Raw genomic sequence first — 22,677 nt, forward strand, 5'->3', positions numbered from 1 at the left:
GTCTTGCCATGGTCAACGTGACCAATCGTGCCAATGTTCACATGAGGCTTAGTGCGCTCGAATTTACCTTTTGCCATAGTCTCTTTCCTTGGACGGCCTGGGGACGGCCTGGACCTTCAGTTCAGTCGAATGCGGGGCGATTAGCGACTAAGGCCGAAAAACACAAGTGCCTTGTCGCCGAGCGCGCCCGCCCGCCCGAACGCGTGATCCGGTTTCGGAGAATGTGGCGCGGATATAGGAACGAACAAGGGCAAATGAAATGGCTACGGCAGCGGTTGACGGCTTTGACGGATTTACAGCCGGATCTGGCCCATTGCCGCTCTGGCGCCGGTCTGATTTCGTGGGCCGATGCATCTCGTCCCGACTGCCATACGAGGCCCGCTGTTCATGGTCATTTCGACCGGGTCCTACATCGTCAACGATACGATGATGAAGCTCGCAACCGCGGGACTGCCACCCTATGAGGTGCTGTTCCTGCGTGGTGCTGCCGCAACATTGTGGGGCATTCCGCTGCTGTTCATGCTGGGCTATGGCAAGCAGATCCCGCTGATCCTGGACGCCAAGGTTTTGCGCAGGAACATGCTCGAACTGGGTGCGATCCTTTGCTACGTCGTGGCGCTCGCCAACATGCAGATCGCCGATTCGACCGCGCTCGGCCAGATCACGCCCTTGCTGATGCTGGTCGGCTCCTCGATGCTGTTCGGCGAACGGATCGGCGGGGTGCGCCTGGCGCTGATCGGGCTCGGCTTTGTCGGCGCGGTGATGGTGGCACAACCGACAATGCAGGGGATTTCGGTCTACGCCCTGCTGGCGCTAGGCAATGCCGCTCTGTCCGCGGCGCGCGATCTGGCCGGACGCAAGGTCTCCGCCGACGTGCCGGGGATGGTTGTTGCCATTTCCGCAGTGATTGTGGTGCTCGCCGGCGCCGGCGTTGCGCATCTGGTTTTCGAGCAGTGGGTGGTGCCTGAAACCCGACACCTGCTGCTGATGGGCGGCGCCGGACTGTTCCTGATCTTCGGCCATTTCTTCATTTTCATGGCCTATCGCGTCGGGCCGACCAGCGTGGTGGCGCCGTTCTACTATTGCTTTACCGTCTGGGCGGTGATTTCAGGCCTGGTGGTATTCCGGCAGCTCCCGAATGCGCTGGCGATCTGCGGCATCCTGCTGGTGGTGGCCAGCGGGTTGACCATCGTCTCGCTCGACGAGCGCAAGCGCCGGTTGACCGTCGTCGCCTAGAGCGGAAGAACGGCCCAGGGACAAGCGACTGAGCGGAGAAGTGCATGGCAAGCCCGGACAACGAAAGCAACCAGCATACAAGCAACCGCACGCTCACCGGAAAGTGCCTGTGCGGCGCCGTTCAGTACGCGGTGGCGGACGCGTTCGTCTATGCCGCGAACTGCCACTGCTCGAACTGCCGGCGCACCACCGGCTCAGCTTTCAAGCCATTCGCCGGCATCGAGCGCGACAGGCTGAGCCTGGCAAGCGGCGAGGACAATCTCACGATCTTTGGCGACGAAACCGGCCATGACGCGCACTGCAAGACTTGCGGCTCGTTGCTCTATTCAGTGGTCCGCGACGGCGCCTTCGTGCATGTCGCCATGGGAACCCTCGTCGACGAACCGACCATCCGCCCGACGCAGCACATCTTCGTCGGCTCCAAGGCGAAGTGGTTCACGATCACCGACGATCTGCCGCAATATCAGGAGCATGTGATCGCAGAGGGCTGATGACCGGCCGCCCCGCCCCCGCGATCTCGGAAACAACCGCAAGGTTGCAGAGACGCCGGCCAACCTGAGGCAGTGACACGCTTCGTGACACGGCGCGTTTCCAAGAAAGCGATTTTTACCAATGATCCGGGGGTGATGCTTGGAGCGGGTAGCGGGAATCGAACCCGCATATTCAGCTTGGAAGGCTGCTGCTCTACCACTGAGCTATACCCGCGCCTTTCAGTCAAGCATCGGATCCGCTCCGACGCTCGCTCTGCGTTTCAGGGCTTCCGGGCCGGCAGTGGTGGAGAGGGTTGGATTTGAACCAACGTAGGCATAGCCAACGGATTTACAGTCCGTCCCCTTTAACCACTCGGGCACCTCTCCAGTCTGCCGCCGGAGCCATGCAACGAGGCATCGACGCGTCGCGGCCGCCAAAGCAGCCCTTCCGCGAAGCGCCTTATGGCGGCAGCGCCCAAAACTGTCAACCGCAACAGCCCGGCAAAAAGCGCTGAATTTCGCACCTCGCCTGACAAGCAGCTTGCGCAGCTGTATCCATGGCCGGACGACACGGCTATAGAAGCCGGCCATGAGCAACGAGAACAAATCCAAGACCCCGAAAGACACCCACTACGCCAAGCTGCGCCGCGCGCATCGCGACGAGAAGAGCGGCGGCGCGCCGGCGTTCAGGCCGCGCCAGCCGGTGCCGCCCGGCGAGAACCCGGCGGACGGGCTGGTGCGGCTCTACGGGCTGCACACGGTGCGGGCAGCACTCGATAATCCGCGCCGCAAGATCAATAAAATGCTGGTGACGCGCAACGCTGCCGAGCGGCTGGCAATCGCCGATCTCGGCGCTTTGCCGTTCAAGGCGGAACTGGTCGAACCCAGGGACATCGACAAGGTCACCGGCTCGGATGCCGTGCACCAGGGTGTGCTGATCGAGGCCGAGCCGCTCAAACCGAAGCGGCTCGATGCGCTTGGCGATGCCAGGCTGGTGCTGGTGCTCGACCAGATCACCGACCCGCACAATGTCGGCGCGATCCTGCGCTCGGCGGTGGCCTTCGGCGCCGGCGCACTGATCACCACGGCGCGTCACAGCCCGCAGGAATCAGGCGTGCTGGCGAAATCGGCCTCCGGCGCGCTGGAGCATATCGACCAGATCGAGGTGAAGAACCTCGCCGATGCGCTGGGCCAGTTGCACGAGGCCGGATTCCAGACGATAGGGCTGGATTCGGACGGCCCGGCGGAACTCGAAAGCAGCTTTGCCGGCGACAAGATCGCTCTGGTGCTCGGCGCCGAAGGCAAAGGCCTGCGCCAGAAGACACGCGAGACGGTGACGACGCTCGCCCGCCTCGACATGCCCGGCGCCATCCGCTCCCTCAATGTGTCGAACGCGGCGGCTGTGAGCCTCTATGCAGCGAGGAAGTTTTTGGGTTAGGGGAGTAGGGGAGTAGGGGAGTAGGGGAGTAGGGACGAACAAGTTATCGGATGCCGTGAACAATGCCTGCCCTACTGCCCTACTGCCCTACTGCCCTACTCCCCTATTCCATGTCCCGCCATCCGCTCCAGCGCTCGAACGAGCGCCGAGTGATCTTCCTTAGCCCCGCCGTTGGCGGCGCAGGAGTTGAACAGCTGCTGCGTCGTGGAGGTGTTGGGCAGGGCGACACCGAGGGCTTTCGCGCCTTCCAGCGCCAGATTGAGATCCTTCTGGTGCAGTTCGATGCGGAAACCGGGCGCGAAACTGCGCTTGATCATGCGCTCGCCGTGCACTTCGAGAATGCGCGAGGCGGCGAGCCCGCCCATCAGCGCTTGCCTGACCTTGGCCGGGTCGGCGCCGGCTTTTGAAGCAAAGACAAGCGCTTCGGCGACGGCCTCGATGGTCAGCGCGACGACGATCTGATTGGCGACCTTGGTGATCTGGCCGACACCGTTGGGGCCGACCAAAGTGATGTTCTTGCCCATCTTCTCGAAGATAGGCCTGGCACGTTCGAAGGCTGTTTCCTCGCCGCCGACCATGATGGTCAGCGATGCCGCCTTGGCGCCGACCTCGCCGCCCGACACCGGCGCATCGAGATAGTCGCAGCCGAGATCGGTGATCCTTCTAGCGAATTCCTTGGTCTCGATCGGCGAGATCGAGCTCATGTCGATGACCAGCTTGCCTGCTGTCAGGCCGGACGCGACGCCGTTCTCGCCGAACAGCACATCGGCCACCTGCGGCGTGTCGGGAACCATGGTGATGATAATGTCGGCCGTTTTCGCGACGGCGCTGTGGCCGGAGACGATCTTCAGACCCGTGTCGACGAGATCGGCCGGAGGTTTTGAGCGGTGGTCGCTGGCGAAGACCTGATAGCCGGCATCAAGCAGATGCCCCGCCATCGGCGCGCCCATGATGCCGAGGCCGATGAAGCCGATGGTTTCCATTTTGGCTCTCCGTTTCTTGTTAAGGCGGCGTTCCTCCGCGCCCCCCTCTGGCCTGCCGGCCATCTCCCCCACGAGTGGGAGATCGGATGTCGTCTCGGCTTTCGCCAACCTCCAACGTCGCAGGAAAAAGCGAGGCGCCGAAGCCGCCAATCTCCCCACTCGTGGGGGAGATGGCCGGCAGATCAGAGGGGGGCGCGAAGGAACGCGACTTGCGATACCAGCGTCTACGCCGCCGCCTGCCCGGCCACATCCCGAAACCACCCCAGCCCGGCTTCCGTTCCGCCCTTCGGCTTGTATTCCGCGCCGATCCAGCCGGAATAGCCGATGCGGTCGATGTAGTTGTACAAAAAGGGAAAATTGATCTCGCCCGTCCCCGGCTCATGACGGCCGGGATTGTCCGCAAGTTGGATATGCGCGATGCGGTTGAGGTTTGCCTCAATGGTACGGGCGAGATCCCCCTCCATGACCTGCATGTGATAGATATCGTATTGCAGGAACAGGTTCTTCGAGCCGACGCGGTCGATCAGCACCAGGGCCTGGTCGGAGTAATTCAGGAAAAAGCCCGGAATGTCGCGGGTGTTGATCGGTTCGATCAGCAGCCTGATGCCGGCCTGCTTCAGCTTTTCCGCCGCGAAAGCCAGGTTTTCGGCGAACACGTCTTCCAGCACCGAGCGATCGACGCCTTGCGGCGCGATGCCGGCGAGGCAGTTGACCTGCTCACAGCCCAGCGCGTGGGCATAGGTGACGACCTTGGCAATGCCTTGCCGGAACTCCGGGATGCGGTCCGGCAGGATGGCGATGCCGCGCTCGCCCTTGGCCCAGTCACCGGCAGGCAGGTTGAACAGGACCTGCGTCAACCCGTTCTTCTTCAACCTGGCCGCGACGAGATCCGGCGAATGGTCATAGGGGCCGATATACTCGACGCCCTTGAAGCCGGCGCGGGCAGCGGCGTCGAAGCGGTTGAGGAAGTCATGCTCGCCAAAGAGCATCGAAAGATTGGCTGAAAACCGTGGCATGGCAGTAGTTCCTCATAAACAGCTTAGTCGAGCATGACGATCGCGGTGGGGGCATCTTCGTGATGTTCGGCAAGCTCCTCGAATTCGGTGATCTTGTCGATTTCGGTACCCATCGAAACATTGGTGACGCGCTCGAGGATGAATTCGAGCACGACCGGAACCTGATGCTCGTTCATCAGCCGCTGCGCCTCTTCGAAGGCACCGGCGAATTCCTCCGGCCGGCGCACCCGGACCGCCTTGCAGCCCATCGCCTCGGCAACGGCGACGTGGTCGACGCCGTAGCCCGCCTCAGGCTCGTCCATTCGATTGACGTTCTCGAAGGCCAGGCTGACTTCGAAATCCATCGAAAAGCCGCGCTGCGCCTGGCGGATCAGGCCGAGATAGGCGTTGTTCACGACGACATGGATGTAGGGCAATCTGTGCTGCGCGCCGACTGCCAGTTCCTCGATCATGAACTGGAAATCATAGTCGCCAGACAGCGCCACGATGGTGCGGCCCGGATCGGCGGCGCGAACGCCGAGTGCTGCCGGCAATGTCCAGCCGAGCGGCCCGGCCTGGCCGCAATTGATCCAGTTGCGCGGCTTGTAGACATGCAGGAACTGCGCACCGGCGATCTGCGACAGACCGATCGTGGTGACGTAGGTGGTGTCCCGGCCGAACGCCTTGTTCATCTCTTCATAGACGCGCTGCGGCTTCAGCGGCACCTGGTCGAAATGGGTCTTGCGCCTCATCGTCTTCTTGCGCTGCTTGCATTCGCCGGCCCAGCCCGACCAGTCGCGCAATTTCCCGGCCGTCCTCCATTCGGTGGCTACGTCGAGCAGCATTTTAAGCGCCGCACCGGCGTCCGAGACGACGCCAAGGTCCGGCGCGAAGACGCGGCCGATCTGCGTCGGCTCAATGTCGACGTAGATGAATTTCTTGCCCTTGGTGTAAACGTCGACCGAACCGGTGTGGCGGTTGGCCCAGCGGTTGCCGATGCCGAAAACGAAATCGGCCTCGAGCATCGTCGCATTGCCGTAGCGGTGCGAGGTCTGCAGTCCGCACATGCCGGCCATCAGGCGGTGGTCGTCCGGGATCGCGCCCCAGCCCATCAGTGTCGGGATAACAGGCACGCCGGTGACCTCGGCGAATTCGATCAGCAGATCGGACGCGTCGGCATTGATGATGCCGCCGCCGGCGACGATGACAGGCTTGTCGGCCGCGTTGAGCATTTTCAGCGCCTTCTCCGCCTGAGCGCGCGACATTGCCGGTTTGAACGGCACCAGCGGCTCGTAGGCATCGATGTCGAACTCGATCTCCGCCAGTTGCACATCGACCGGCAAGTCGACCAGCACCGGCCCCGGCCGCGACGAGCGCATCAGATGGAACGCTTTCTGTAGCGCCATCGGCACCAGATAGGGTTCCATGACGGTAACAGCCCATTTGGCGACGGGTGCGGCGATGGCGGCGATGTCGACGGCCTGAAAATCCTCCTTGTTGAGACGTGCGCGCGGCGCCTGCCCGGTGATGCAGAGGATCGGAATTGAATCGGCAGCGGCCGAATAGAGGCCGGTGATCATGTCGGTACCGGCAGGACCCGAAGTGCCGATGCACAGACCGATATTGCCCGATCTGGCGCGGGTAAACCCTTCGGCCATATGCGAGGCCGCCTCGACGTGACGTGCAAGGATGTGGCGGATACTGCCCCTCGCCTTCAGCGCCGAATAGAGCGGATTGATCGCAGCACCTGGCACGCCGAAGGCACAGGAGATGCCTTCCTTTTCGAGAACGAGAACCGCTGCGTCGACTGCGCGCAACTTGGCCATGTCAGCCTCCTCGGAATTGTTGAGTAGCCGATGATGCCAGCGCACCAATGATTTTACAATTTTTTCAGAATATTTTTCCATTTCCAGAAAACGGCTCTTGTATATTGATTTAGCTGGCCTTTTCCTTTTTCAAGAATTCGCTTCGCAAACCGGTGAAAAACTTTTTCATTGCGTGTTTGGGCGAACAGAGCGAAAAATGGCGCGATGGAAACCACTGAAAAACGCCAGCGCGGCCGGCCGCGCGCTTTCAACGGGCCGGCCGAGGCCGCGTCGGTGCAGTCGCTGGACCGGGCACTGCGCATCCTCGCAATCGTCGCCGATGGCAGCGGCCTGTCGCTGAGCGAGATCGCCGTCAGTTCCGGCTTGCCGGCATCCACCGCCTACCGCATGCTGACGACGCTGGAGAACCATGGCATGGTCGAGTTCGACGGCACCGACCAGCTGTGGTCGATCGGCATCGAGACCTATCGCATGGGCGCGGCGTTCCTGCGTCGCCGCAAGCTGGTCGACCGCGCCCGTATCGTCATGCAGGAATTGATGGAGAAGACCGGCGAGACCGCCAATCTCGGCGTCGCCGAGGACGATTGCGTCGTCTTCGTCAGCCAGGTCGAGACGCACCAGGCGATCCGCGCCTTCTTCCGGCCGGGCACGCGCAGTTCCTTCCATGCCTCGGGCATCGGCAAAGCGGTGCTGGCGCATCTCGAGCCGGAACGCGTCGCCACCATACTGCGCCGGGCCGGGCTGGAGCGCTTCACCGAAAATACGCTGTCCGATATCTCGGCGCTCGCCCGCGACCTGGTGACGATCAAGCTGCGCGGCTGGTCGGTCGACGACGAGGAGCGGCATCCGGGCATGCGCTGTGTTGCCGCCGCCATCTTCAATGAATTCGGCGAACCGATCGGCGGCGTTTCGGTCTCCGGGCCGACGGTGCGGGTCACGCCGGAACGGCTGGCCGAGATCGGGCCGCTGGTGCATGAAGCCGCAGCCGACATCACCAGCATGATCGGCGGCTGCCCGACCCCTCGCGGCCTTGGTAGCGAACCGAGCGCATTGCGGCGCTGACCAGCGCCGATTGGTGCGACATCTGCCAGGATGGCCAGGGCTAGCCCCCAGGTACCGCGCTCTTTGTTGATAGATCGTAGAAATCAAGCAGCATCGCCAGCCCAACTCCGCAGGCGGTGAAGATGAGGCCGGCAATGAAGATACGGTTGGCGCGTTCATAAACGCGCCGTTGTAGAGACGTTGTGTCGAGCAGCAACCGCAGCGCTCGTATCTGCAGGGCAATGCCGATCAAAATCGGCACGACGGCGGCCAGGTGATAGATTTCCCAAGGCATCGGGTTGGCGGCCCAATGCGTGATGAAGCCCAGCGAGAACGCCAGCAGGATGCCGACGGTGGTGATTGTGCCGTTGCGGAAATCCGTCTCGATCGGCTCGTCGTTCGGATCGTGCTCGCCCAAGCGCCCTGTCCCTGTTGTCGGCTCGGCAGTAGATTAGGCTGTCGGGAAATCCCTGTACATCCGGCAAGAGTGTTGGCGAATGCTAAAGCGGCATCCGATCTCGCCTTAAGTGGGCGATGTTCGACAGGACGGAGGCTGACGGAGCGCGGGCTCGTTCCAGCTTGGGTTCCTCGCCCCACGAAAGTGGGGAGAGGAACCCAGGTCCTAAGAGGTCGGAGGAACAATCTTGGCCCTGCCGCTTGACACAGAAAAAGGGGCAGTGGGGCGCCCCTCCTTCCGGTTGCCTGAAACGGTCACCTCCTCTCAAGCCGGCATTGTGGCTCTCAAAGATGGCAGCGATGGCGATAACCGTCGTAGCCGACATAGGTGTCCGAGTACGGGTCGTAGCTCTGGTAGCGGTCGAGGCAGCGCCGGACGTGCCAGGAGCCGCCGTCTTCCTCGATATAGACGGTGCGCGGCTGGGCCAGCGCTCTGCCGAGCAGGAAGCCGCCGACACCTGCGGCGATGCCGATGCCGAGGTGCTTGTGATGGGCGGCCGAAGGCTGAACCGTGCCGACCAGCATGGCGGCGGCGACAGTGGTGGCGACGAGGCCGGAAACGATGGTGCGCTTGAACATGACGATCTCCTTGTTGTGGGAGGCGATCCAACCGCCTCTTGACCGTCAGTCGTCGCGACAAGGAAAAAGGTTCGAAGATCTTTGGATTTTTTCTCGAAGGGGGAAATCGCCCGGTCCGGTGCCGTCAGCCGCGCGACCACGAACGGTCGCGCCGTTCGATAGTTCACCGGAACAATCGGCAGGCCTCAGCCCATGCCGGTGATATGGCGAAGCCAGAAGGCGAGCGCGATGAAGCCGATGATGGTGGTAACGCCGGTCCAGTCGATATTGGCGCGCTTCAGGTCCTTGATGAGCTTCACCAGGAGAAGCCATGCCACGACGACGAGCGGGAGAATGATGACAAGCCTGATCATGCGACAGCCTCGCTGATGCGATTGCACCTTCGATCAATATAGGGAGCGAATTGGCCGTTTTCAGGACGCCCCGGCGGCAGAACCGGCGCGTTCGCCGGGAACCGAAAAACGGAGTTTTGTCTTTACTGGCGCAGCAAATATGCTAACCGGAGCGCCGTGCCCTTGTAGCTCAGCTGGTAGAGCAGCGGTTTTGTAAACCGAAGGTCGGCGGTTCGATCCCGTCCGGGGGCACCAATACGGGCTTCCTGAGACCTCCGGAGCGCTTGATATCTGCTCATCCCCGATATCCACAGGCCGGGGCCGTCAGGATCGGTGGCACATCAGCTTCAACGCATATATTCCCTGGCGGAAACCATAGTTCCCTAGCGGAAAAACCCCCGGGGGAAGCCATAGGAGTCTTCGTTGGAGCAGAGACGCACGACCGCCCCCTTCATCAGCGGCATGTTTGGTGGCGTTGTCGTCCTCGCCTTCGCGTTCGGCTTCCGTTTCGTGATAAGTCCCGATCCTGATCCAGCATCAAGAGCAACGACAAGCCTTTCCGTACTGGCCTTCGCCATTTGCTTCGGCGCCGCCTTTTTCCGAGAGCACCGGCGCCAGATTGCCGCCGCTAGAGCATATCTAAGCCGCCCAAGGACCTATTAGGCCCGCACGTTCCGTTTCATGTCTTGCCCTTACAGGCCATCATTTCGGCCTCTTTCCGGGCTCCGGGCCATTTAACAGCATTCGATTAAATTGCTCCTGTGTATATTAGCATTCGCTCAATTAAGCGCGCCGACAATGGCCATGCGGCGGGCCAAAAACCAAAGGGTGTTGTCATGCGAAGTGATTTCGCCGCGGCGCGCGAGCTTTTGGAGTGCGCACAAAACCGCCTCTGCGGCGTGGATGAAACGAGCCGACAGGTCAACGAGGCCCTCGACGCGCTGATTGAAGAAATAGCCATCGCGGAATTCCGCAAGGCGCCACTCACGGTCGTGCCGTTTCCGCGAGCGCGGCCGCCTAAACATGTCCGGTAGAGCGCCGGTCGCGCCCGTGTCAACGGAGCCGGCGCAGGAGTTTCACAATCGCCCGTTCGAGCGGTCGTTGAACCGCCAACCGTTTAACCGTAAGCTTACCGGCAGCGGTGCTCCGAAATTGCGAGCTGATCCATGTCACGCTGTGGAGATGTCTACGAGAACAAGGTGACCGGCGAATATGCTATCATCCTGCGTGGCACAGAAGACCGCGGCCAGGGACCTGGCATCGCCCATCTGACCGCTCGGCCGGGAGCCGCAGTGGTGGGCGAGCACTTCCACCCGAACCTGACAGAACGGTTTACCGTCCTCGGTGGCAGGCTCGATGCTTGCATCGCCGGGAAGACTTTGTCCCTGGGGCCCGGCCAATCCGCCACGGTCGAAGCGGCGTCGCACATGATTGGTGGAACAGCAGCAAAACTGAAGAAGCGCATGTTCTGGTCGAAGTCGACCGGGCGCCAGGTGCGGACGATATCGACCCGAACCGTTTCGAGCTGCTGATCGGCATGCTCTTCGGCCTGGCCAATGCCGGCAAGGTGGACAAGAAAGGCAGGCCTTCGCCGCTTCAGGCGGCGGTCATCGCCAAGGAATTTGCCGACGTGATCGTCTTCACGCACCCGCCACCTGCGATTCAACGAGTGGCGCTGGGGATCCTGGCGCCACTCGGCCATCTGCTCGGCTATCGAGCGATCGACCCCGGCTACTGCAAGCCGCACGGGCATGTCGCGCCGGCTCCTGAAATCCTCGCTCGAGCAGGCCTAGTGGCCGGGTGATCCGGGTCGATACTGGGCGCCCGGCATTTTTGTCGGCAGCCATACATAGGACTCGCCGCAAGTTCTATGAAGCACTCGCGATCTGACCGGATATCGCGGCCCTGTCGAACGTGTTTCTCACCCTGACCGACTTGTAGACGTAGGCGACCCAAATCCCGGTCAGGACAAAAGAAACTGCGGGCATTACCAGCGCATCCCCTGCAAGCACCAAGCTCACAGGAGCGCTCATAACCGCTGAGATCCACATCCCGTCCAGAATAAACACGATTGGTATTGCAAACCATTGATACAGGAATAGCTGCTTGAAGCGGGAACTCCGCCGAAGCATTGCAACGAACACAATCACCTGAAGCACTAGAAACGCCAGCAAGAGGGCAACCTCGCCGTAGACCGCCAAGGTGCCATTGGGGAGCGTCATGAGCTGTTGATAGCCCTCGCTCGAAGAGAACAGCTCAGCCAGCGTGCGGAAAGGTGCCAAGCACTGTCCAATCGCCAGCAGCATAAACCAGCCTCCGAAACCTACGAGAGCCGAAGTATCCTGTAATGGCTTTGCGGCTGACCGAACGGCAAAGAAAACAGGCACGCCGATCAGCAGCAGCAGTATAGCCCAATGCCAGATGGAAATCTGCATCCAATCCCTCCCTTGATGCCCTTTTAGGTTGTAACAGATTTAAACCTCAACTCAAGAGGCAAACATCAAGAGGAAGCGCTGCTTGCAAGACCCGTCAACACTATATTTCTGGCACGATGCTATTTCCGGCAGGATAATGCCATGTCGCGAACTCTGATCGTCGTTGGTCTCAGCATAGTTGCCATAGGCCTGCTGTGGCCTTGGTTGACCCGGACCGGCCTTGGCAGGTTGCCCGGCGATATCGTGATCGAGCGCGAGAACTTCAGGCTTTATGTCCCTATCACCACGGGGATACTGGTCAGCATCGTGCTCTCGGCCATTCTATGGCTGATCAACCGTTAGGCGATGCTCCGGCTGCGGCGATTTGTGTTGCAGGCCCTTCTCGCCCTTGATCTTCTTACACCCCTATCGCCGCCACCAATATCCGGTTCTGCCTCCGTATCGCCATGCGTAGTTCGGCAATCCTCGCCTCCTCGCGCTTCACGAACTCGATAAACATCATGTTCATGTTGTTGAAGATGAGTTCGCCGAGCGCCGGCCCGTCGATGTCGCGGCGCACCAGGCCGAGCGCCTGCAGGCGGGCGATCAGCGCGCGGATCTGTTCGGTCAGTGCGCGGTCGAGCGCGGTATAGGCCTGGCCGAACGGGCTGTCCGGCAGTTGCGTCGAGATCGCCATCGCCTGCCGCCACATCTCCTTGCTGAGATAATGCAGCGAGTGCTCGATATAGATGCCGAGCAGCGTATCGAGAGCGTCGCCGACATTGGCCGGCGGGTTGGTGACGACGCCGCGCCCGGCATTCAGCACCTCGTTGACCTCCATCGAAACGATGGCGCCAAGGATGTCGCCCTTGTTCTGGTAGTAGTTGTAGATCGTGCCGACCGAGACTTCGGCCTGCGCGGCGATGGTCTCGATCTTGGCGCCTTCATAACCGGCATCGCGGAAAAGCGCCGCCGCCGCCTCGATGATGCGGCGGTGCCGATCCGCCTTCTGTCTTGCCCGCAATCCGCTCATATCGGCTGTTTGGCACAAAAACAGAATTGACTCAATTTTAGAATTGGTTCAATTTTTTGTCACAAGCCAAAAAGGCAAGGGAGAACACTCGATGTCCGTCAATCCACAGACCCCCAATCCAACCGTCAGGAATCCGCTTTCCATTCTGAAGAGCCATCTCCAAGGCGCGTGTGCCGCGGCAGCACTGCTCCTGGCGACGGGCAGCCTCGCTCAGGCGCAGGACCTCAACGCGCTGATCTGGTGCGATCACGCCGATCCGGCGCTGCTGCAGCCGTTCGAGGAGGCGAACGGCATCAAGGTCAATGTCAAGGAGTTCGAAGGCACCGGCGCCGGCCTGGCGATCGTCGACCAATCACAGCCCGGCGATTGGGACGTGATGGTGATCGACAGCATCGACGTGCCGCGAGGTGTCGAAAAGGGCCTGTTCGAACCGCTGCCGGAAGACAAGCTGCCGCTGTCCGACCTCTTCCCGCTGGTGAAGATGGATAGTTCCACCGTGGTCGACGGCAAGCGCTACGGCATCACCGAAAAGTTCGGCTACAACACGATCGGCTACAACAAGACCAAGGTCGACCCGGCCGACATGCAGTCGATGGCCGCGCTGACCGGCGACAAATACAAGGGGAAGATCGCCATCTACGACTATTATTTGCCGGTCATCGGCATGGCCGCACTGGCGATCGGCAAGAAGACGGCGGAACTGACCGAAGCCGACCTTCCCGCCATCAAGGAGGAGCTGCTCAAAATGAAGGCCAACGCCAAGCTGGTCGGCGAAGTGACCGCCAGCCAGACGGCGCTGGCAACCGGCGAGGTCGACATACTGGTCGGCGGCGGCGAATGGGTGACGGCGGGGCTAGCCAAGGAAAACCCGGCGCTGGACTTCTCGATCCCGAAAGAAGGCGCCGTGCTGTGGTCGCAGTCGCTGGCAATGTTCAAGGATTCCAAGAACAAGGAGCTGGCGCTTAAATTCATCCAATACATTATGAGCCCCGAAGGCCAGGCGCGGCTCGCCACCTCATCCTGCTATTGGGGCATGCCGGCCAACAGCAAGGCGGCGTTGAGCGACGAGCAGAAGAAGATCCTGCGTTTCGACGAGCAGCCGGAGTTCCTCGCCCGCGCCCAGTCCTATCCGGCGCCGAACGCCGATCTCGACAAGAAGATGCAGGACGTCTGGACCGAAATGCTGCAGGCGCAATGACCGGCTGCCGGTCGTGAACGTCGTCAACAGCGGGCGTGCCCTGCCCTGGGCGCTGGTCACGCCGGGGCTCGGCTGGACGCTGCTGTTCTTCGTGCTGCCCTTCGTCTCCATGGCGGTATCCAGCCTGACGGCGCATGAAGGCGGCGGCTTCACTCTGTCCAACTACAGCCAGTTCTTTGCCAATCCATCTTACTGGCAGGCGTTGGTGAACTCGCTGCAGGTCACCGCCATCGTCACTGTGATTTCGGTGCTGCTCGCCTATCCCTTCGCGTGGATCCTGGCCGAGCAGGTGCCGGAGCGCTGGCAGCGGCTGGCGCTGATGCTGGCCGTGCTGCCGTTCTGGACCTCCTATGTCGTGCGCTCCTATTCGTGGCTGCTGGTGCTGGCGCAGAACGGCGTCGTCAACCGCGCACTGACAGGCTCCGGCCTGTTCAGCGAACCGCTGCAGCTCGCCAATACGCGGCTGGCGACCGTCACCGGCTTCGTGCATTTCTTCGTCATGCTGCTGACGCTGACGATCTTTGCCAATCTGAAGCAGCTCAGTCCCAGCTACCGCAAGGCCGCCGCCGATCTCGGCGCCGGGCCGGTTCGGACTTTCCTGCATGTCGTTCTGCCGCTGACGCTGCCCGGCATAATGGTCGGCGCGTTCCTCACCTTCGTGCTCTGCATCGGCGACTACATCACGCCGCAGATCCTCGGCGGCAACAACGAGCTGTTGATGCCGCAACTCGTCATGATGCAGATCGGCCGGCGCGGCGACTTTCCGCTCGCTTCGGCGCTGTCGATCATCCTGATGGCGGTGGTCACCATCGCCTATCTCGCCTGCGCCCGCTGGCTGAAGATCGAGCGGGCCTGAAATGCGCGCTCTCATCCGCCTCGTCTCCGGCCTTTACGCCATCGCCATCTACGGCTTCATCTTCTTACCGGTCGTCGTTCTGGTGCTGTTTTCGCTGCAGACAACGTCGTTTCCGATCCCGCCCTTCACCGGGCCGTCGCTGCGCTGGTACGAGGCCGTGCTCGCCGACACGCGGCTGACTTCGGCGCTGGTCAATTCGCTGCTGGTGGCGGTCGTCTCCTCGGCTGTCGCGGTCACGCTCGGCTTTCTCTCCGCCTGGGGTTTTGCGCGCTTCGCCTTGCCGGGCTCGGGCCTGATGCGCGGGCTGATCACCTTGCCCTTGACCGTTAGCTATCTCATCATCGGCATGGGGCTGCTGGTGCTGTTCAATTGGGCCGGCGTGCCGAAGTCGCTCACCGCCGCCGGCATCGGCCATGTCGTGATAAACCTGCCGCTCTGCTTTGCCATCGTCTACAGCCAGATGGGCGACCACCAGATCAATATCGAGCGCGCGGCGCGCGACCTCGGCGCGCCGGAATGGAAGGTGCTGCTTTTGATCACCGTGCCTGTCATGGCGCCGGCCATCTTCGCCGGTTTTTTCCTGTCGATGACCTTCTCCTGGGACGAATTCGTCATCTCGTTCCTGCTGACGCGCTTCGACACGACGCTGCCGGTCGAAATCTGGAACCTGCTGCGCTCCGGCCTCAATCCCAAGACCAACGCCGTCGGCTCACTGGTGTTCGCCGTCTCCATCGTGCTGGTGGTATTGTTCGAGCTGATGCTGTTGCGGAGGAAGCCGGCTTGAGTGCGCCACTGGTCGATATAAGCTCTGTCTCGCATCGCTTCGGCCAGAACACGGTGCTGAAGAACGTCTCGCTGACGATCGAGCCTGGCAGCTACACGATCCTGCTCGGGCCGTCCGGCTCCGGCAAGACGACGCTCCTGTCCATCCTCGGCGGCTTCGTCACGCCGAGCGAAGGCAAGGTGCTGATCCGCGGCGAGGACTGTACCACCGTGGCGCCGGCGAAGCGGCCGACGACGACCGTCTTCCAGGACTATGCGCTGTTCCCGCATATGAGCGTCGGCAGCAATGTCGGCTTCGGCCTGCGCATGCAGGGCGTCGATGGCGCAACACGGGCTGCAAGGGCACGCGAGGCGCTGACGCTGGTTGGGCTGGCCACCGCCTTCGACAAGAAGCCGCACCAGCTTTCCGGCGGTCAGCGGCAGCGCGTCGCACTGGCGCGCGCGCTGGTAGTCGAGCCGGCGGTGCTGTTGCTCGACGAGCCGCTCGGCGCGCTCGACCTGAAATTGCGCCGGCAGATGCAGGACGAGTTGAAGGCGATCCAGAAACGCGTCGGCACCGCTTTCATCCACGTCACCCACGACCAGGAAGAAGCGATGGCATTGGCCGATCATTGCGTGGTGATGAATGACGGCCGCATCGAGGACGAAGGCCCGCCCGAGCGCGTCTATGCACGGCCGGCGACGCGCTTTTCCGCGACTTTCATGGGCGAAAGCACGCTTTTGTCGGGAACGGTGACGGAGGCGAAGAGCGGCAAGATCAACGTCAGCACGAAGCTTGTGTCGCTCTCCCTGCCCGGCACATTGCCGGCTGGCGCAACCGTTGCGCTGGCCGTCCGGCCGGAGCATCTTGTCCTCGGCGCGGCCGGCGGCGCCGTGGCGCTTGGCAAGGTCGAGGTGAGCGACGTCGTCTTCCAGGGCAGCTTCAAGCGTGTGCTGGGGACCTCCACCGCCGACCCGGCGCTGCACTTTGTCGCCAAGGTCCCCGCCGCATCGACCGTCCAGCCGGGCGACGTGGTCGCCGTATCGTGCGATGCTGGCGACATCATCTTGCTGGCGGACTGAACATGAGCACGCCTCCAACCATCGACGCTCCTAACTGGTACGAAACCATCCGCATGGGCGATGGCGTGACGCTGATCCACGAGCCGTGGATCAAGCCGTTCTTCCGCTGCAACATCTGGCATGTGCGCGGCCGCGACCGCGATCTTCTGTTCGACACCGGACTCGGCCATTTCAGCCTGCGCCGCCACGTGCCGCTGGTGACGGAGCGCAAGCTCACCTGCGTGGCCAGCCACACGCATTTCGACCATATCGGCTGCCATCACGAATTTCCCGACCGCTGCGTGCACCCGGCCGAGGCCGAGATCCTCGCCGATCCGCGCAACGAATGGACCGTTGCCGACCGCTATGCCACCGACGAGATGTTCGACGGCATGCCGCAAGGCTGGGACACGGAGCGCTACCGGATCCTGCCGGCGCCGGCCGGCCGGCTGCTCGAGCAAGGCGATATCGTCGATCTCGGCGACCGTGCCTTCGAGGTGATCCACACGCCCGGCCATTCACCCGGCGGCATTGCGCTCTACGAAAACAGAACAGGCATCCTGTTTTCCGGCGACATCGTCTATGACGGACCGCTGATCGACGACGTCTATCACTCCGATATCGACGACTATGTCGAAACGCTTGTGCGCATGCGCGATCTCGATGTCTCGGTCGTCCATGGCGGCCACTTCCCGAGCTTCGGCAAAGTGCGTTACGGTCAACTCATCGACGAGTATCTCGCGCAAAAGCGCCAGGCCGGCTGCCACCTGCTCGCCCGATAAGGACTAGGCGTTATTGCGTCAAAGCGCCCTTTGCGGACAGGGTGTCCCCGCCGCGTCGCCGCAGCGTGAGGCGATGGGCTCGGGTCTGAAACTCTTTTCCTCCGACTGGCGCACCAGTTCCGCGAAAGCCAGGGCAAAACTTGCCAGCATCAGGAAGACGATAATCAAACGTGCCAGCGGCAATGGATCGGCCTCGACTGGTTAGCCCCCACGCCGCCCATTCACTGCCGGCTAACATGATCGATCCGGCTTTACGAGGGTTTAAGGCGGGCCTTAACCATGACATCATTTTGTCCCGCGACATGATGCGCGAGTCCGCCTTGGTTGGCCGCCATCGCAAGACACCTCCCTCCCTTTGCAGAAATGCCCACCCATGCTAACCCGGCGCCGGCGCGGCCCAGCAACCGGTCGCCGCCAATCGGTCGCTGCCAATCGGTTGTCGTTGAGAACCATGAGCAAAACCGCCAACCGTTTCGCCTTCGTCTCATCCGGTACAGCCGACGCCAATGCGGCGCTTGAAAGCCTCTCGGCACGTTACGGCCAGGCATCCGTCGAAGAGGCTGGGATCGTCGTGGCGCTCGGCGGCGACGGCTTTCTGCTGCAGACCCTGCGCGAGACGATGAGCACGGGAAAGAAGGTCTACGGCATGAACCGCGGCACCATCGGCTTCCTGATGAACGAATACCGCGCCAGCGGTTTGACAGGGCGCATTGCTGCGGCCGTTGCCGAAACGATCCGTCCGCTTGAGATGCAGGCGGTGACAGCGGAGGGCGAGACGATTTCGGCGCTCGCGATCAACGAGGTCGCGCTTTGGCGCCAGTCCTACCAGACCGCCAAGATCCGCATCACCGTGGATGGGCAAGAGCGGCTGGAGGAATTGCACTGCGATGGGGTGATGATTGCGACGCCGGCCGGCTCGACCGCGTATAATCTGTCGGCGCACGGGCCGATCCTGCCGCTCGACGCTCCGTTGCTGGCGCTGACCCCGGTCAGCCCGTTTCGTCCGCGCCGCTGGCGCGGCGCGCTGCTCTCCAACAACGCGGTCGTGCGTTTAGACATTCTGGAGCCGGAAAAGCGGCCGGTGAACGCCGCCGCCGACCACACCGAGGTCAAGGCGGTGACGACGGTCACGGTGAGGGAATCGCCAACGGCAACGGCGACGCTGCTGTTCGATCCCAACCATTCGTGGAACGAGCGCATTCTCGCCGAACAGTTCAGGTATTGAGCCGGCGCAGTAGCCACTGCGCAAATTAGCATCGCGATTAAGCTTACGACTTCACAATCGCGCCAATGCCGCCCGTTTGTGTTGACAAATCGTAGGCTTGCGCCTACCTGCAATACCAATCTTGCAGGCGCGCGGCGCTTGCCGCGACTGCTTATGTTGCGCCCCCGAACCAGCCAAAGACAGCCAAACTTGTCCTCAGACACCCAGATCGCTCAAGAAGCGTTGACCTTCGCAGACCTCGGCCTGTCGCCGAAGGTCCTTTCCGCAGTTACCGATGCCGGCTACACCGAGCCGACGCCGATCCAGGCTGGTGCCATCCCGCACGCCTTGCTCGGCAAGGACGTGCTGGGCATCGCCCAGACCGGCACCGGCAAGACGGCGTCGTTCGTCCTGCCGATGCTTACCCGGCTGGAAAAGGGCCGCGCCCGCGCCCGTATGCCGCGCACGCTGATCCTCGAGCCAACGCGCGAGCTCGCCGCGCAGGTCGAGGAAAACTTCGTCAAATACGGCAAGAACCACAAGCTCAACATTGCGCTGCTGATCGGCGGCGTGTCCTTCGACGAGCAGGACAAGAAGCTCGAGCGCGGTGCCGACGTGCTGATTGCGACCCCCGGCCGCCTGCTCGACCATCGCGAGCGCGGCAAGCTCCTGCTCAATGGCGTCGAGATCCTCGTCATCGACGAGGCCGACCGCATGCTGGACATGGGCTTCATCCCCGACATCGAGCGCATCTGCGAGATGATCCCGTTCACCAGGCAGACCCTGTTCTTCTCGGCGACGATGCCGCCGGAGATCACCAAGCTCACCGAGAAATTCCTGCACGCGCCGGTGCGCGTCGAAGTGTCGAAGGCAGCGTCGGCCGCCATCAACATCATCCAGCGGCTGGTGAAATCCGGCCCGAAACCCTGGGACAAGCGCGAGACGCTGCGCAATCTGATGAAGGCCGAGGATGCCGACCTTAAGAACGCCATCATCTTCTGCAACCGCAAGATCGAAGTATCGGAGCTGTTCCGCTCGCTGCTGAAATATGATTTCGACGCCGGCGCTCTGCACGGCGACATGGACCAGCGCGCGCGCATGCAGATGCTGGCCAATTTCCGAGACGGCAAGCTGCGCTACCTCGTTGCTTCGGACGTCGCGGCGCGCGGCCTCGACATTCCCGATGTCAGCCATGTCTTCAATTACGACGTGCCGATCCACGCCGAGGATTACGTCCACCGCATTGGCCGTACCGGCCGCGCTGGACGCTCGGGCAAATCCTTCACCATCGCGACCAAGTCGGACACCAAATACATCGACGCAATCGAACGGCTGATCGGCACCAAGATCGAGTGGCATGACGGCGACCTGTCGACGGTCGTCGCCAGCGAGGGCGGCGAGGATGAGGCCCCGCGCCGTGGCCGCGGTGCGCCACGCCGCGCCGGCCGCAAGGACGACGCCAAGGACAGGGGCGAGCGCAAACCGCGTGAACGCCACGCCAAGCGTGGCGAGGAAGCGACGCCGGAAGCGGTCAGCGAGGACCAGCCGGTCGTGGCCGAAGCCGCCGTCGCCGAGATCGGCGAGCGGCGTACCCGCAAGGAGGCGATCCGCTCCGAAAACAGCGAACGCAAAGCTTCGCCCGATCGCAACGAACGGCGCGCGCCGGAACGCGGCGACACCAGGCCGCAGCGCGAGCGCCCTGCCCGCCAGCGCCAGGAAGACAATGACGCGACCGTCGGCTTCGGCGACGACATGCCGGCCTTCATGCGGATCGTCGCCAAGGTCTGATACTGCACGCCCGCGCGTCCCACGCGAAGCATTGCCGCGAGTCAGTCCGGCAGGCCCGCCTTGCGAAGACCTTCGATATATCTGCTGCGATCGTCCGGTCGATAAAACGGCGGCAGCACCTCGGCGAGATTCGAAAGCCGCAGCGAGGGATCGACCTCGCAGACCCGGGCCATCATCTGCTGCGCTTCCGACAGGCGCCCCGCAAGGGCATGAGTCGCCGCCACTACACGCATCGCGCTCACGTAGTTTGGTTGGTACCGCAGCGACTTTCCCGCCCAAGCGACGGCGTCATCGTAGTGGCCGGCACAAAAATGAGCGAGCCCGGTGTTGAATTGCCAGGCGAACAGGCGTGGATCCAATGGGCTGAGGCGCATGGCAAGCGCGGCGTGCTCGACGGCCTTGCCCGGTTCACCAAAGCAAGCCCTGACCCAGCTGCTTAGGCCCCACGCGGCCGCTAAATTCGGGTTGAGAACGAGCGCGCGATCGATGCAAGCCGCACTGTCGTCAAGGTCGCCACCGACGTAGCCGAGCACGTATCCACCGAAGGAAAGCGCAATCGCATCGTCCCTTCCGAGTTCGACCGCCCTCCTGGCCAGTCGAGTAGCCTCGGCATTCTCTTTTGCGCGGTCGACCATCCAGCCGTTGCTTTTTCGGGTAGCGTAGCACCGCGCCGCCCGCGCATAGGCTGCAGCAAACTCCGGGTCACGGTCGATCGCCTTCCTGAAGAGGCGCAAGGCATCGTCAATGGCCGATCTACTAGTGATCGTCCGGTCAAAGGCCGCCAGCCCGCGGAGATAGTAGTCATAAGCGTCGAGGCTTTCTGTCGGCTTGCGTTTGGCACGCTCGATCTCAGCCTCCTCCATTTTCGGTGTGATTGCGCCGACAATGCTCGAGGCGACCTGATCCTGCAGATCGAACACTTCGGCGAGCGCTCCGTCAAAACGGTCGGCCCAGAGATAGGCCCCCGTCGAGGTGTCGATGAGCTGCCCGGCGATGCGCAGGCGGTCGCCCGCCCGGCGAACACTTCCCTCGACCACATAGCGCACGCCCAGCTCACGTCCGACCTGCTTTATGTCTACGGACCGTCCCCTGTAGGTGAAGCTCGAATTCCGTGCGACTACGAACAGGTGACGAAAGTGAGCCAAGGCGGTGACAATGTCTTCCACCATGCCGTCGGCAAAATATTCCTGCTCGACATCACCGCTTAGATTCTGAAACGGCAGCACCGCAATCGATGGCTGGTCGTCGCGCCTCGTCGGAACTGCCAGAACCTGCGCCAGGGATGCGGCGCCAGAGCTTGGCTCCGGCCGCTGATGTTCGGTTCGTTCCCGGGACTGCAGAGAAGCCGCCAATGAGCTTGTCTGCTCCTCAGGCTCGGCATTAAGATGTTTTTTTAAAGCTGCCCGGCACAGCTCGAACTGGCGCAAGGCCGCGTTTTCGTGGCCTCGATGAGCGTGGATCCGGATCAGCGCCCGATGGGCTGCCTCCGCCGTCGGATCCGAGGCGAGCATTCTCTCCGCGAGCCCTTCGCAGGCCGTCTCTTCCACTGAGCCGGGTGCGGGCAGCGCCAGGCTCAGTCGATCGACCAATTGCAGCGCCTTGCGCTGATACTTGCTCAGATACGGTCCAAACCACTCGTCCAGTTCGTCAGGGATGGCTTGCCCGGCAAGCAACTCACCGCGGTAGAGATCGGCGGCGAAGGCGAGATCGGCGGTTCGGCCCTGCTCCAATTTCCGGTCGAAGATCGAGATGTCCGCCTCATCCGGACCGGCAATAAGCGCGACCGTTTCCTGATCCCCATCGATGTAGACGGTTGCCTCCGGGCTGGCCGGGAACGAGCGCCTGATGTCGACCAGCGCCTGCCGCAGACTATTGCGGGCCTGCCCATTGCTTCGCCCCGGCCAAAAGGCTTCGGAAAGCTGCTCGCGACGATGGCCGCGGCGGCCTGCGAGAACCAGAGCAGCAAAAAGAAGCGAAGTCTTGCGCGTGGCGAACCGGACGGGCCGGTGCTCCGGGGAAGTAACCTCCAGGCCACCAAGCAACCGGATGCGCACAAATCGTCTCCAGACTTTGACCGTAGCGACAGAATAGCATCTCGGCGGATCGATTTAACACCGATTTAACGGCGGATCGCCGGACTGCTCCCAGTTGTTCACGCAAAGCCGAACAGCCCGAAAACGCCTGCGTGGCACGCTCCCATCCGCAAACTCGAAATGGGAGAC

25 protein-coding genes, 3 tRNA genes and 1 pseudogene are annotated in these 22,677 nt (G+C 62.3%); 16 read left to right on the forward strand and 13 right to left on the reverse strand.

Translation table 11 applies throughout. The features are described from left to right. Positions 1–77, reverse strand: a pseudogene (locus tag AC0L2P_RS21950) (GTP-binding protein); the annotation flags it as partial. A gap of 271 nt (positions 78–348) precedes the next feature. Between AC0L2P_RS21950 and AC0L2P_RS21955 the strand changes: the two are divergent. After that, positions 349–1,236, forward strand: coding sequence for a DMT family transporter (locus tag AC0L2P_RS21955; RefSeq protein ID WP_473503946.1), 888 nt, complete (start codon positions 349–351; stop codon positions 1,234–1,236). Positions 1,237–1,280: 44 nt separating this feature from the next. Then, positions 1,281–1,727, forward strand: a complete 447-nt coding sequence (locus AC0L2P_RS21960) for a GFA family protein (protein ID WP_473503948.1) — start codon at positions 1,281–1,283, stop codon at positions 1,725–1,727. Between the two features lie 140 nt (positions 1,728–1,867). Here the strand turns inward: AC0L2P_RS21960 and AC0L2P_RS21965 are convergent. Both AC0L2P_RS21965 and AC0L2P_RS21970 read right to left on the reverse strand, forming a co-directional pair. After that, positions 1,868–1,941: transfer RNA gene (locus tag AC0L2P_RS21965), tRNA-Gly, on the reverse strand. A 67-nt stretch (positions 1,942–2,008) separates the two neighbouring features. Next, a tRNA-Tyr gene (locus AC0L2P_RS21970) sits at positions 2,009–2,093 on the reverse strand. Positions 2,094–2,295: 202 nt separating this feature from the next. On the opposite strand from AC0L2P_RS21970, the gene AC0L2P_RS21975 reads away from it, so the two are divergent. Beyond that, the gene (locus tag AC0L2P_RS21975) at positions 2,296–3,144 is read left to right on the forward strand and encodes a TrmH family RNA methyltransferase (protein ID WP_473503950.1); all 849 of its coding nucleotides are present in this window, start codon (positions 2,296–2,298) and stop codon (positions 3,142–3,144) included. A gap of 95 nt (positions 3,145–3,239) precedes the next feature. Here the strand turns inward: AC0L2P_RS21975 and AC0L2P_RS21980 are convergent, their stop codons facing one another. The 3 genes from AC0L2P_RS21980 to gcl form a co-directional block, all read right to left on the reverse strand. Further along, positions 3,240–4,127, reverse strand: coding sequence for a 2-hydroxy-3-oxopropionate reductase (locus AC0L2P_RS21980; protein WP_473503952.1), 888 nt, complete (start codon positions 4,125–4,127; stop codon positions 3,240–3,242). A gap of 224 nt (positions 4,128–4,351) precedes the next feature. After that, positions 4,352–5,143: a hydroxypyruvate isomerase gene (gene hyi / locus AC0L2P_RS21985; RefSeq protein ID WP_473503954.1), complete on the reverse strand. Its 792-nt coding sequence runs from the start codon at positions 5,141–5,143 to the stop codon at positions 4,352–4,354. Between the two features lie 23 nt (positions 5,144–5,166). After that, positions 5,167–6,948: a glyoxylate carboligase gene (gcl, locus tag AC0L2P_RS21990; protein ID WP_473503955.1), complete on the reverse strand. Its 1,782-nt coding sequence runs from the start codon at positions 6,946–6,948 to the stop codon at positions 5,167–5,169. A 204-nt stretch (positions 6,949–7,152) separates the two neighbouring features. Here gcl and bhcR point away from each other — a divergent pair, with 204 nt between their 5' ends. Further along, on the forward strand, positions 7,153–8,010 hold the full coding sequence (bhcR, locus tag AC0L2P_RS21995; RefSeq protein ID WP_473503957.1) for an HTH-type transcriptional regulator BhcR: 858 nt from the start codon (positions 7,153–7,155) through the stop codon (positions 8,008–8,010). A gap of 40 nt (positions 8,011–8,050) precedes the next feature. Here bhcR and AC0L2P_RS22000 read toward each other — a convergent pair whose 3' ends face one another. From AC0L2P_RS22000 to AC0L2P_RS22010, 3 genes are all read right to left on the reverse strand, one after another. Then, complete coding sequence (locus AC0L2P_RS22000; protein WP_473503959.1) at positions 8,051–8,407, reverse strand: hypothetical protein; 357 nt, start codon at positions 8,405–8,407, stop codon at positions 8,051–8,053. A 323-nt stretch (positions 8,408–8,730) separates the two neighbouring features. Next, a complete protein-coding gene (locus AC0L2P_RS22005; protein ID WP_473503960.1) occupies positions 8,731–9,024 on the reverse strand; it encodes a BA14K family protein in 294 nt (97 codons plus the stop codon). 185 nt (positions 9,025–9,209) lie between these two features. Further along, positions 9,210–9,377, reverse strand: a complete 168-nt coding sequence (locus AC0L2P_RS22010; RefSeq protein ID WP_473503961.1) for a hypothetical protein — start codon at positions 9,375–9,377, stop codon at positions 9,210–9,212. A 158-nt stretch (positions 9,378–9,535) separates the two neighbouring features. On the opposite strand from AC0L2P_RS22010, the gene AC0L2P_RS22015 reads away from it, so the two are divergent. The 4 genes from AC0L2P_RS22015 (at position 9,536) to AC0L2P_RS22030 (ending at position 11,160) form a co-directional block, all read left to right on the forward strand. After that, positions 9,536–9,611, forward strand: a tRNA-Thr gene (locus AC0L2P_RS22015). Positions 9,612–10,192: 581 nt separating this feature from the next. Beyond that, positions 10,193–10,390 (forward strand): hypothetical protein, encoded by a 198-nt coding sequence (locus AC0L2P_RS22020; RefSeq protein ID WP_473503963.1) that lies wholly within the window; start codon positions 10,193–10,195, stop codon positions 10,388–10,390. A 132-nt stretch (positions 10,391–10,522) separates the two neighbouring features. Next, positions 10,523–10,888, forward strand: a complete 366-nt coding sequence (locus tag AC0L2P_RS22025) for a cupin domain-containing protein (protein ID WP_473503965.1) — start codon at positions 10,523–10,525, stop codon at positions 10,886–10,888. Positions 10,889–10,893: 5 nt separating this feature from the next. Further along, positions 10,894–11,160, forward strand: a complete 267-nt coding sequence (locus tag AC0L2P_RS22030; protein ID WP_473503967.1) for a hypothetical protein — start codon at positions 10,894–10,896, stop codon at positions 11,158–11,160. Between the two features lie 64 nt (positions 11,161–11,224). On the opposite strand, the gene AC0L2P_RS22035 is transcribed toward AC0L2P_RS22030, so the two are convergent. Then, positions 11,225–11,791 (reverse strand): DUF2569 family protein, encoded by a 567-nt coding sequence (locus AC0L2P_RS22035; RefSeq protein WP_473503969.1) that lies wholly within the window; start codon positions 11,789–11,791, stop codon positions 11,225–11,227. 141 nt (positions 11,792–11,932) lie between these two features. Here AC0L2P_RS22035 and AC0L2P_RS22040 point away from each other — a divergent pair, with 141 nt between their 5' ends. After that, on the forward strand, positions 11,933–12,133 hold the full coding sequence (locus AC0L2P_RS22040) for a DUF2905 domain-containing protein (RefSeq protein ID WP_473503971.1): 201 nt from the start codon (positions 11,933–11,935) through the stop codon (positions 12,131–12,133). Between the two features lie 55 nt (positions 12,134–12,188). Here AC0L2P_RS22040 and AC0L2P_RS22045 read toward each other — a convergent pair whose 3' ends face one another. Further along, positions 12,189–12,803, reverse strand: coding sequence for a TetR/AcrR family transcriptional regulator (locus tag AC0L2P_RS22045; protein WP_473503973.1), 615 nt, complete (start codon positions 12,801–12,803; stop codon positions 12,189–12,191). Between the two features lie 91 nt (positions 12,804–12,894). Here AC0L2P_RS22045 and AC0L2P_RS22050 point away from each other — a divergent pair, with 91 nt between their 5' ends. From AC0L2P_RS22050 to AC0L2P_RS22070, 5 genes are read left to right on the forward strand one after another with little or no spacing between them, the layout of a single operon-like run. Continuing rightward, complete coding sequence (locus AC0L2P_RS22050; RefSeq protein ID WP_473503975.1) at positions 12,895–14,001, forward strand: polyamine ABC transporter substrate-binding protein; 1,107 nt, start codon at positions 12,895–12,897, stop codon at positions 13,999–14,001. 13 nt (positions 14,002–14,014) lie between these two features. Next, positions 14,015–14,857, forward strand: coding sequence for an ABC transporter permease (locus tag AC0L2P_RS22055; RefSeq protein ID WP_473503977.1), 843 nt, complete (start codon positions 14,015–14,017; stop codon positions 14,855–14,857). 1 nt (position 14,858) lies between these two features. Continuing rightward, positions 14,859–15,641, forward strand: a complete 783-nt coding sequence (locus tag AC0L2P_RS22060; RefSeq protein WP_473503979.1) for an ABC transporter permease — start codon at positions 14,859–14,861, stop codon at positions 15,639–15,641. Further along, positions 15,638–16,702 carry an ABC transporter ATP-binding protein gene (locus AC0L2P_RS22065; protein ID WP_473503981.1) on the forward strand — a complete coding sequence of 355 codons (1,065 nt, stop codon included), beginning with the start codon at positions 15,638–15,640 and terminating at the stop codon, positions 16,700–16,702. Before AC0L2P_RS22060 ends, AC0L2P_RS22065 begins: the two co-directional genes overlap by 4 nt. 2 nt (positions 16,703–16,704) lie before the next feature. After that, positions 16,705–17,463: an MBL fold metallo-hydrolase gene (locus AC0L2P_RS22070; protein ID WP_473503983.1), complete on the forward strand. Its 759-nt coding sequence runs from the start codon at positions 16,705–16,707 to the stop codon at positions 17,461–17,463. A gap of 18 nt (positions 17,464–17,481) precedes the next feature. On the opposite strand, the gene AC0L2P_RS22075 is transcribed toward AC0L2P_RS22070, so the two are convergent. Continuing rightward, positions 17,482–17,646, reverse strand: coding sequence for a hypothetical protein (locus AC0L2P_RS22075; protein ID WP_473503985.1), 165 nt, complete (start codon positions 17,644–17,646; stop codon positions 17,482–17,484). Positions 17,647–17,914: 268 nt separating this feature from the next. Here AC0L2P_RS22075 and AC0L2P_RS22080 point away from each other — a divergent pair, with 268 nt between their 5' ends. Both AC0L2P_RS22080 and AC0L2P_RS22085 read left to right on the forward strand, forming a co-directional pair. Beyond that, complete coding sequence (locus tag AC0L2P_RS22080) at positions 17,915–18,688, forward strand: NAD kinase (RefSeq protein WP_473503987.1); 774 nt, start codon at positions 17,915–17,917, stop codon at positions 18,686–18,688. 189 nt (positions 18,689–18,877) lie between these two features. Beyond that, on the forward strand, positions 18,878–20,455 hold the full coding sequence (locus tag AC0L2P_RS22085) for a DEAD/DEAH box helicase (protein WP_473503989.1): 1,578 nt from the start codon (positions 18,878–18,880) through the stop codon (positions 20,453–20,455). A gap of 41 nt (positions 20,456–20,496) precedes the next feature. Here the strand turns inward: AC0L2P_RS22085 and AC0L2P_RS22090 are convergent, their stop codons facing one another. Next, positions 20,497–22,509, reverse strand: coding sequence for a BTAD domain-containing putative transcriptional regulator (locus tag AC0L2P_RS22090; RefSeq protein ID WP_473503991.1), 2,013 nt, complete (start codon positions 22,507–22,509; stop codon positions 20,497–20,499). Positions 22,510–22,677 lie beyond the last annotated feature (168 nt).

The organism is Mesorhizobium sp. WSM4836 (assembly GCF_055811815.1).

Bases quoted from the DNA above. Each gene is read 5' to 3' on its own strand.
- AC0L2P_RS22030 (WP_473503967.1), top strand. From the start codon at position 10,894: ATGCTCTTCGGCCTGGCCAATGCCGGCAAGGTGGACAAGAAAGGCAGG.
- AC0L2P_RS22050 (WP_473503975.1), top strand. From the start codon at position 12,895: ATGTCCGTCAATCCACAGACCCCCAATCCAACCGTCAGGAATCCGCTT.
- AC0L2P_RS22060 (WP_473503979.1), top strand. From the start codon at position 14,859: ATGCGCGCTCTCATCCGCCTCGTCTCCGGCCTTTACGCCATCGCCATC.
- AC0L2P_RS21975 (WP_473503950.1), top strand. From the start codon at position 2,296: ATGAGCAACGAGAACAAATCCAAGACCCCGAAAGACACCCACTACGCC.
- AC0L2P_RS22045 (WP_473503973.1), bottom strand. From the start codon at position 12,803: ATGAGCGGATTGCGGGCAAGACAGAAGGCGGATCGGCACCGCCGCATC.
- AC0L2P_RS22035 (WP_473503969.1), bottom strand. From the start codon at position 11,791: ATGCAGATTTCCATCTGGCATTGGGCTATACTGCTGCTGCTGATCGGC.
- AC0L2P_RS21960 (WP_473503948.1), top strand. From the start codon at position 1,281: ATGGCAAGCCCGGACAACGAAAGCAACCAGCATACAAGCAACCGCACG.
- AC0L2P_RS22070 (WP_473503983.1), top strand. From the start codon at position 16,705: ATGAGCACGCCTCCAACCATCGACGCTCCTAACTGGTACGAAACCATC.
- AC0L2P_RS22040 (WP_473503971.1), top strand. From the start codon at position 11,933: ATGTCGCGAACTCTGATCGTCGTTGGTCTCAGCATAGTTGCCATAGGC.
- AC0L2P_RS22005 (WP_473503960.1), bottom strand. From the start codon at position 9,024: ATGTTCAAGCGCACCATCGTTTCCGGCCTCGTCGCCACCACTGTCGCC.
- AC0L2P_RS22080 (WP_473503987.1), top strand. From the start codon at position 17,915: ATGAGCAAAACCGCCAACCGTTTCGCCTTCGTCTCATCCGGTACAGCC.
- AC0L2P_RS22025 (WP_473503965.1), top strand. From the start codon at position 10,523: ATGTCACGCTGTGGAGATGTCTACGAGAACAAGGTGACCGGCGAATAT.
- bhcR (WP_473503957.1), top strand. From the start codon at position 7,153: ATGGAAACCACTGAAAAACGCCAGCGCGGCCGGCCGCGCGCTTTCAAC.
- AC0L2P_RS21980 (WP_473503952.1), bottom strand. From the start codon at position 4,127: ATGGAAACCATCGGCTTCATCGGCCTCGGCATCATGGGCGCGCCGATG.
- gcl (WP_473503955.1), bottom strand. From the start codon at position 6,948: ATGGCCAAGTTGCGCGCAGTCGACGCAGCGGTTCTCGTTCTCGAAAAG.
- AC0L2P_RS21955 (WP_473503946.1), top strand. From the start codon at position 349: ATGCATCTCGTCCCGACTGCCATACGAGGCCCGCTGTTCATGGTCATT.
- AC0L2P_RS22010 (WP_473503961.1), bottom strand. From the start codon at position 9,377: ATGATCAGGCTTGTCATCATTCTCCCGCTCGTCGTCGTGGCATGGCTT.
- hyi (WP_473503954.1), bottom strand. From the start codon at position 5,143: ATGCCACGGTTTTCAGCCAATCTTTCGATGCTCTTTGGCGAGCATGAC.
- AC0L2P_RS22020 (WP_473503963.1), top strand. From the start codon at position 10,193: ATGCGAAGTGATTTCGCCGCGGCGCGCGAGCTTTTGGAGTGCGCACAA.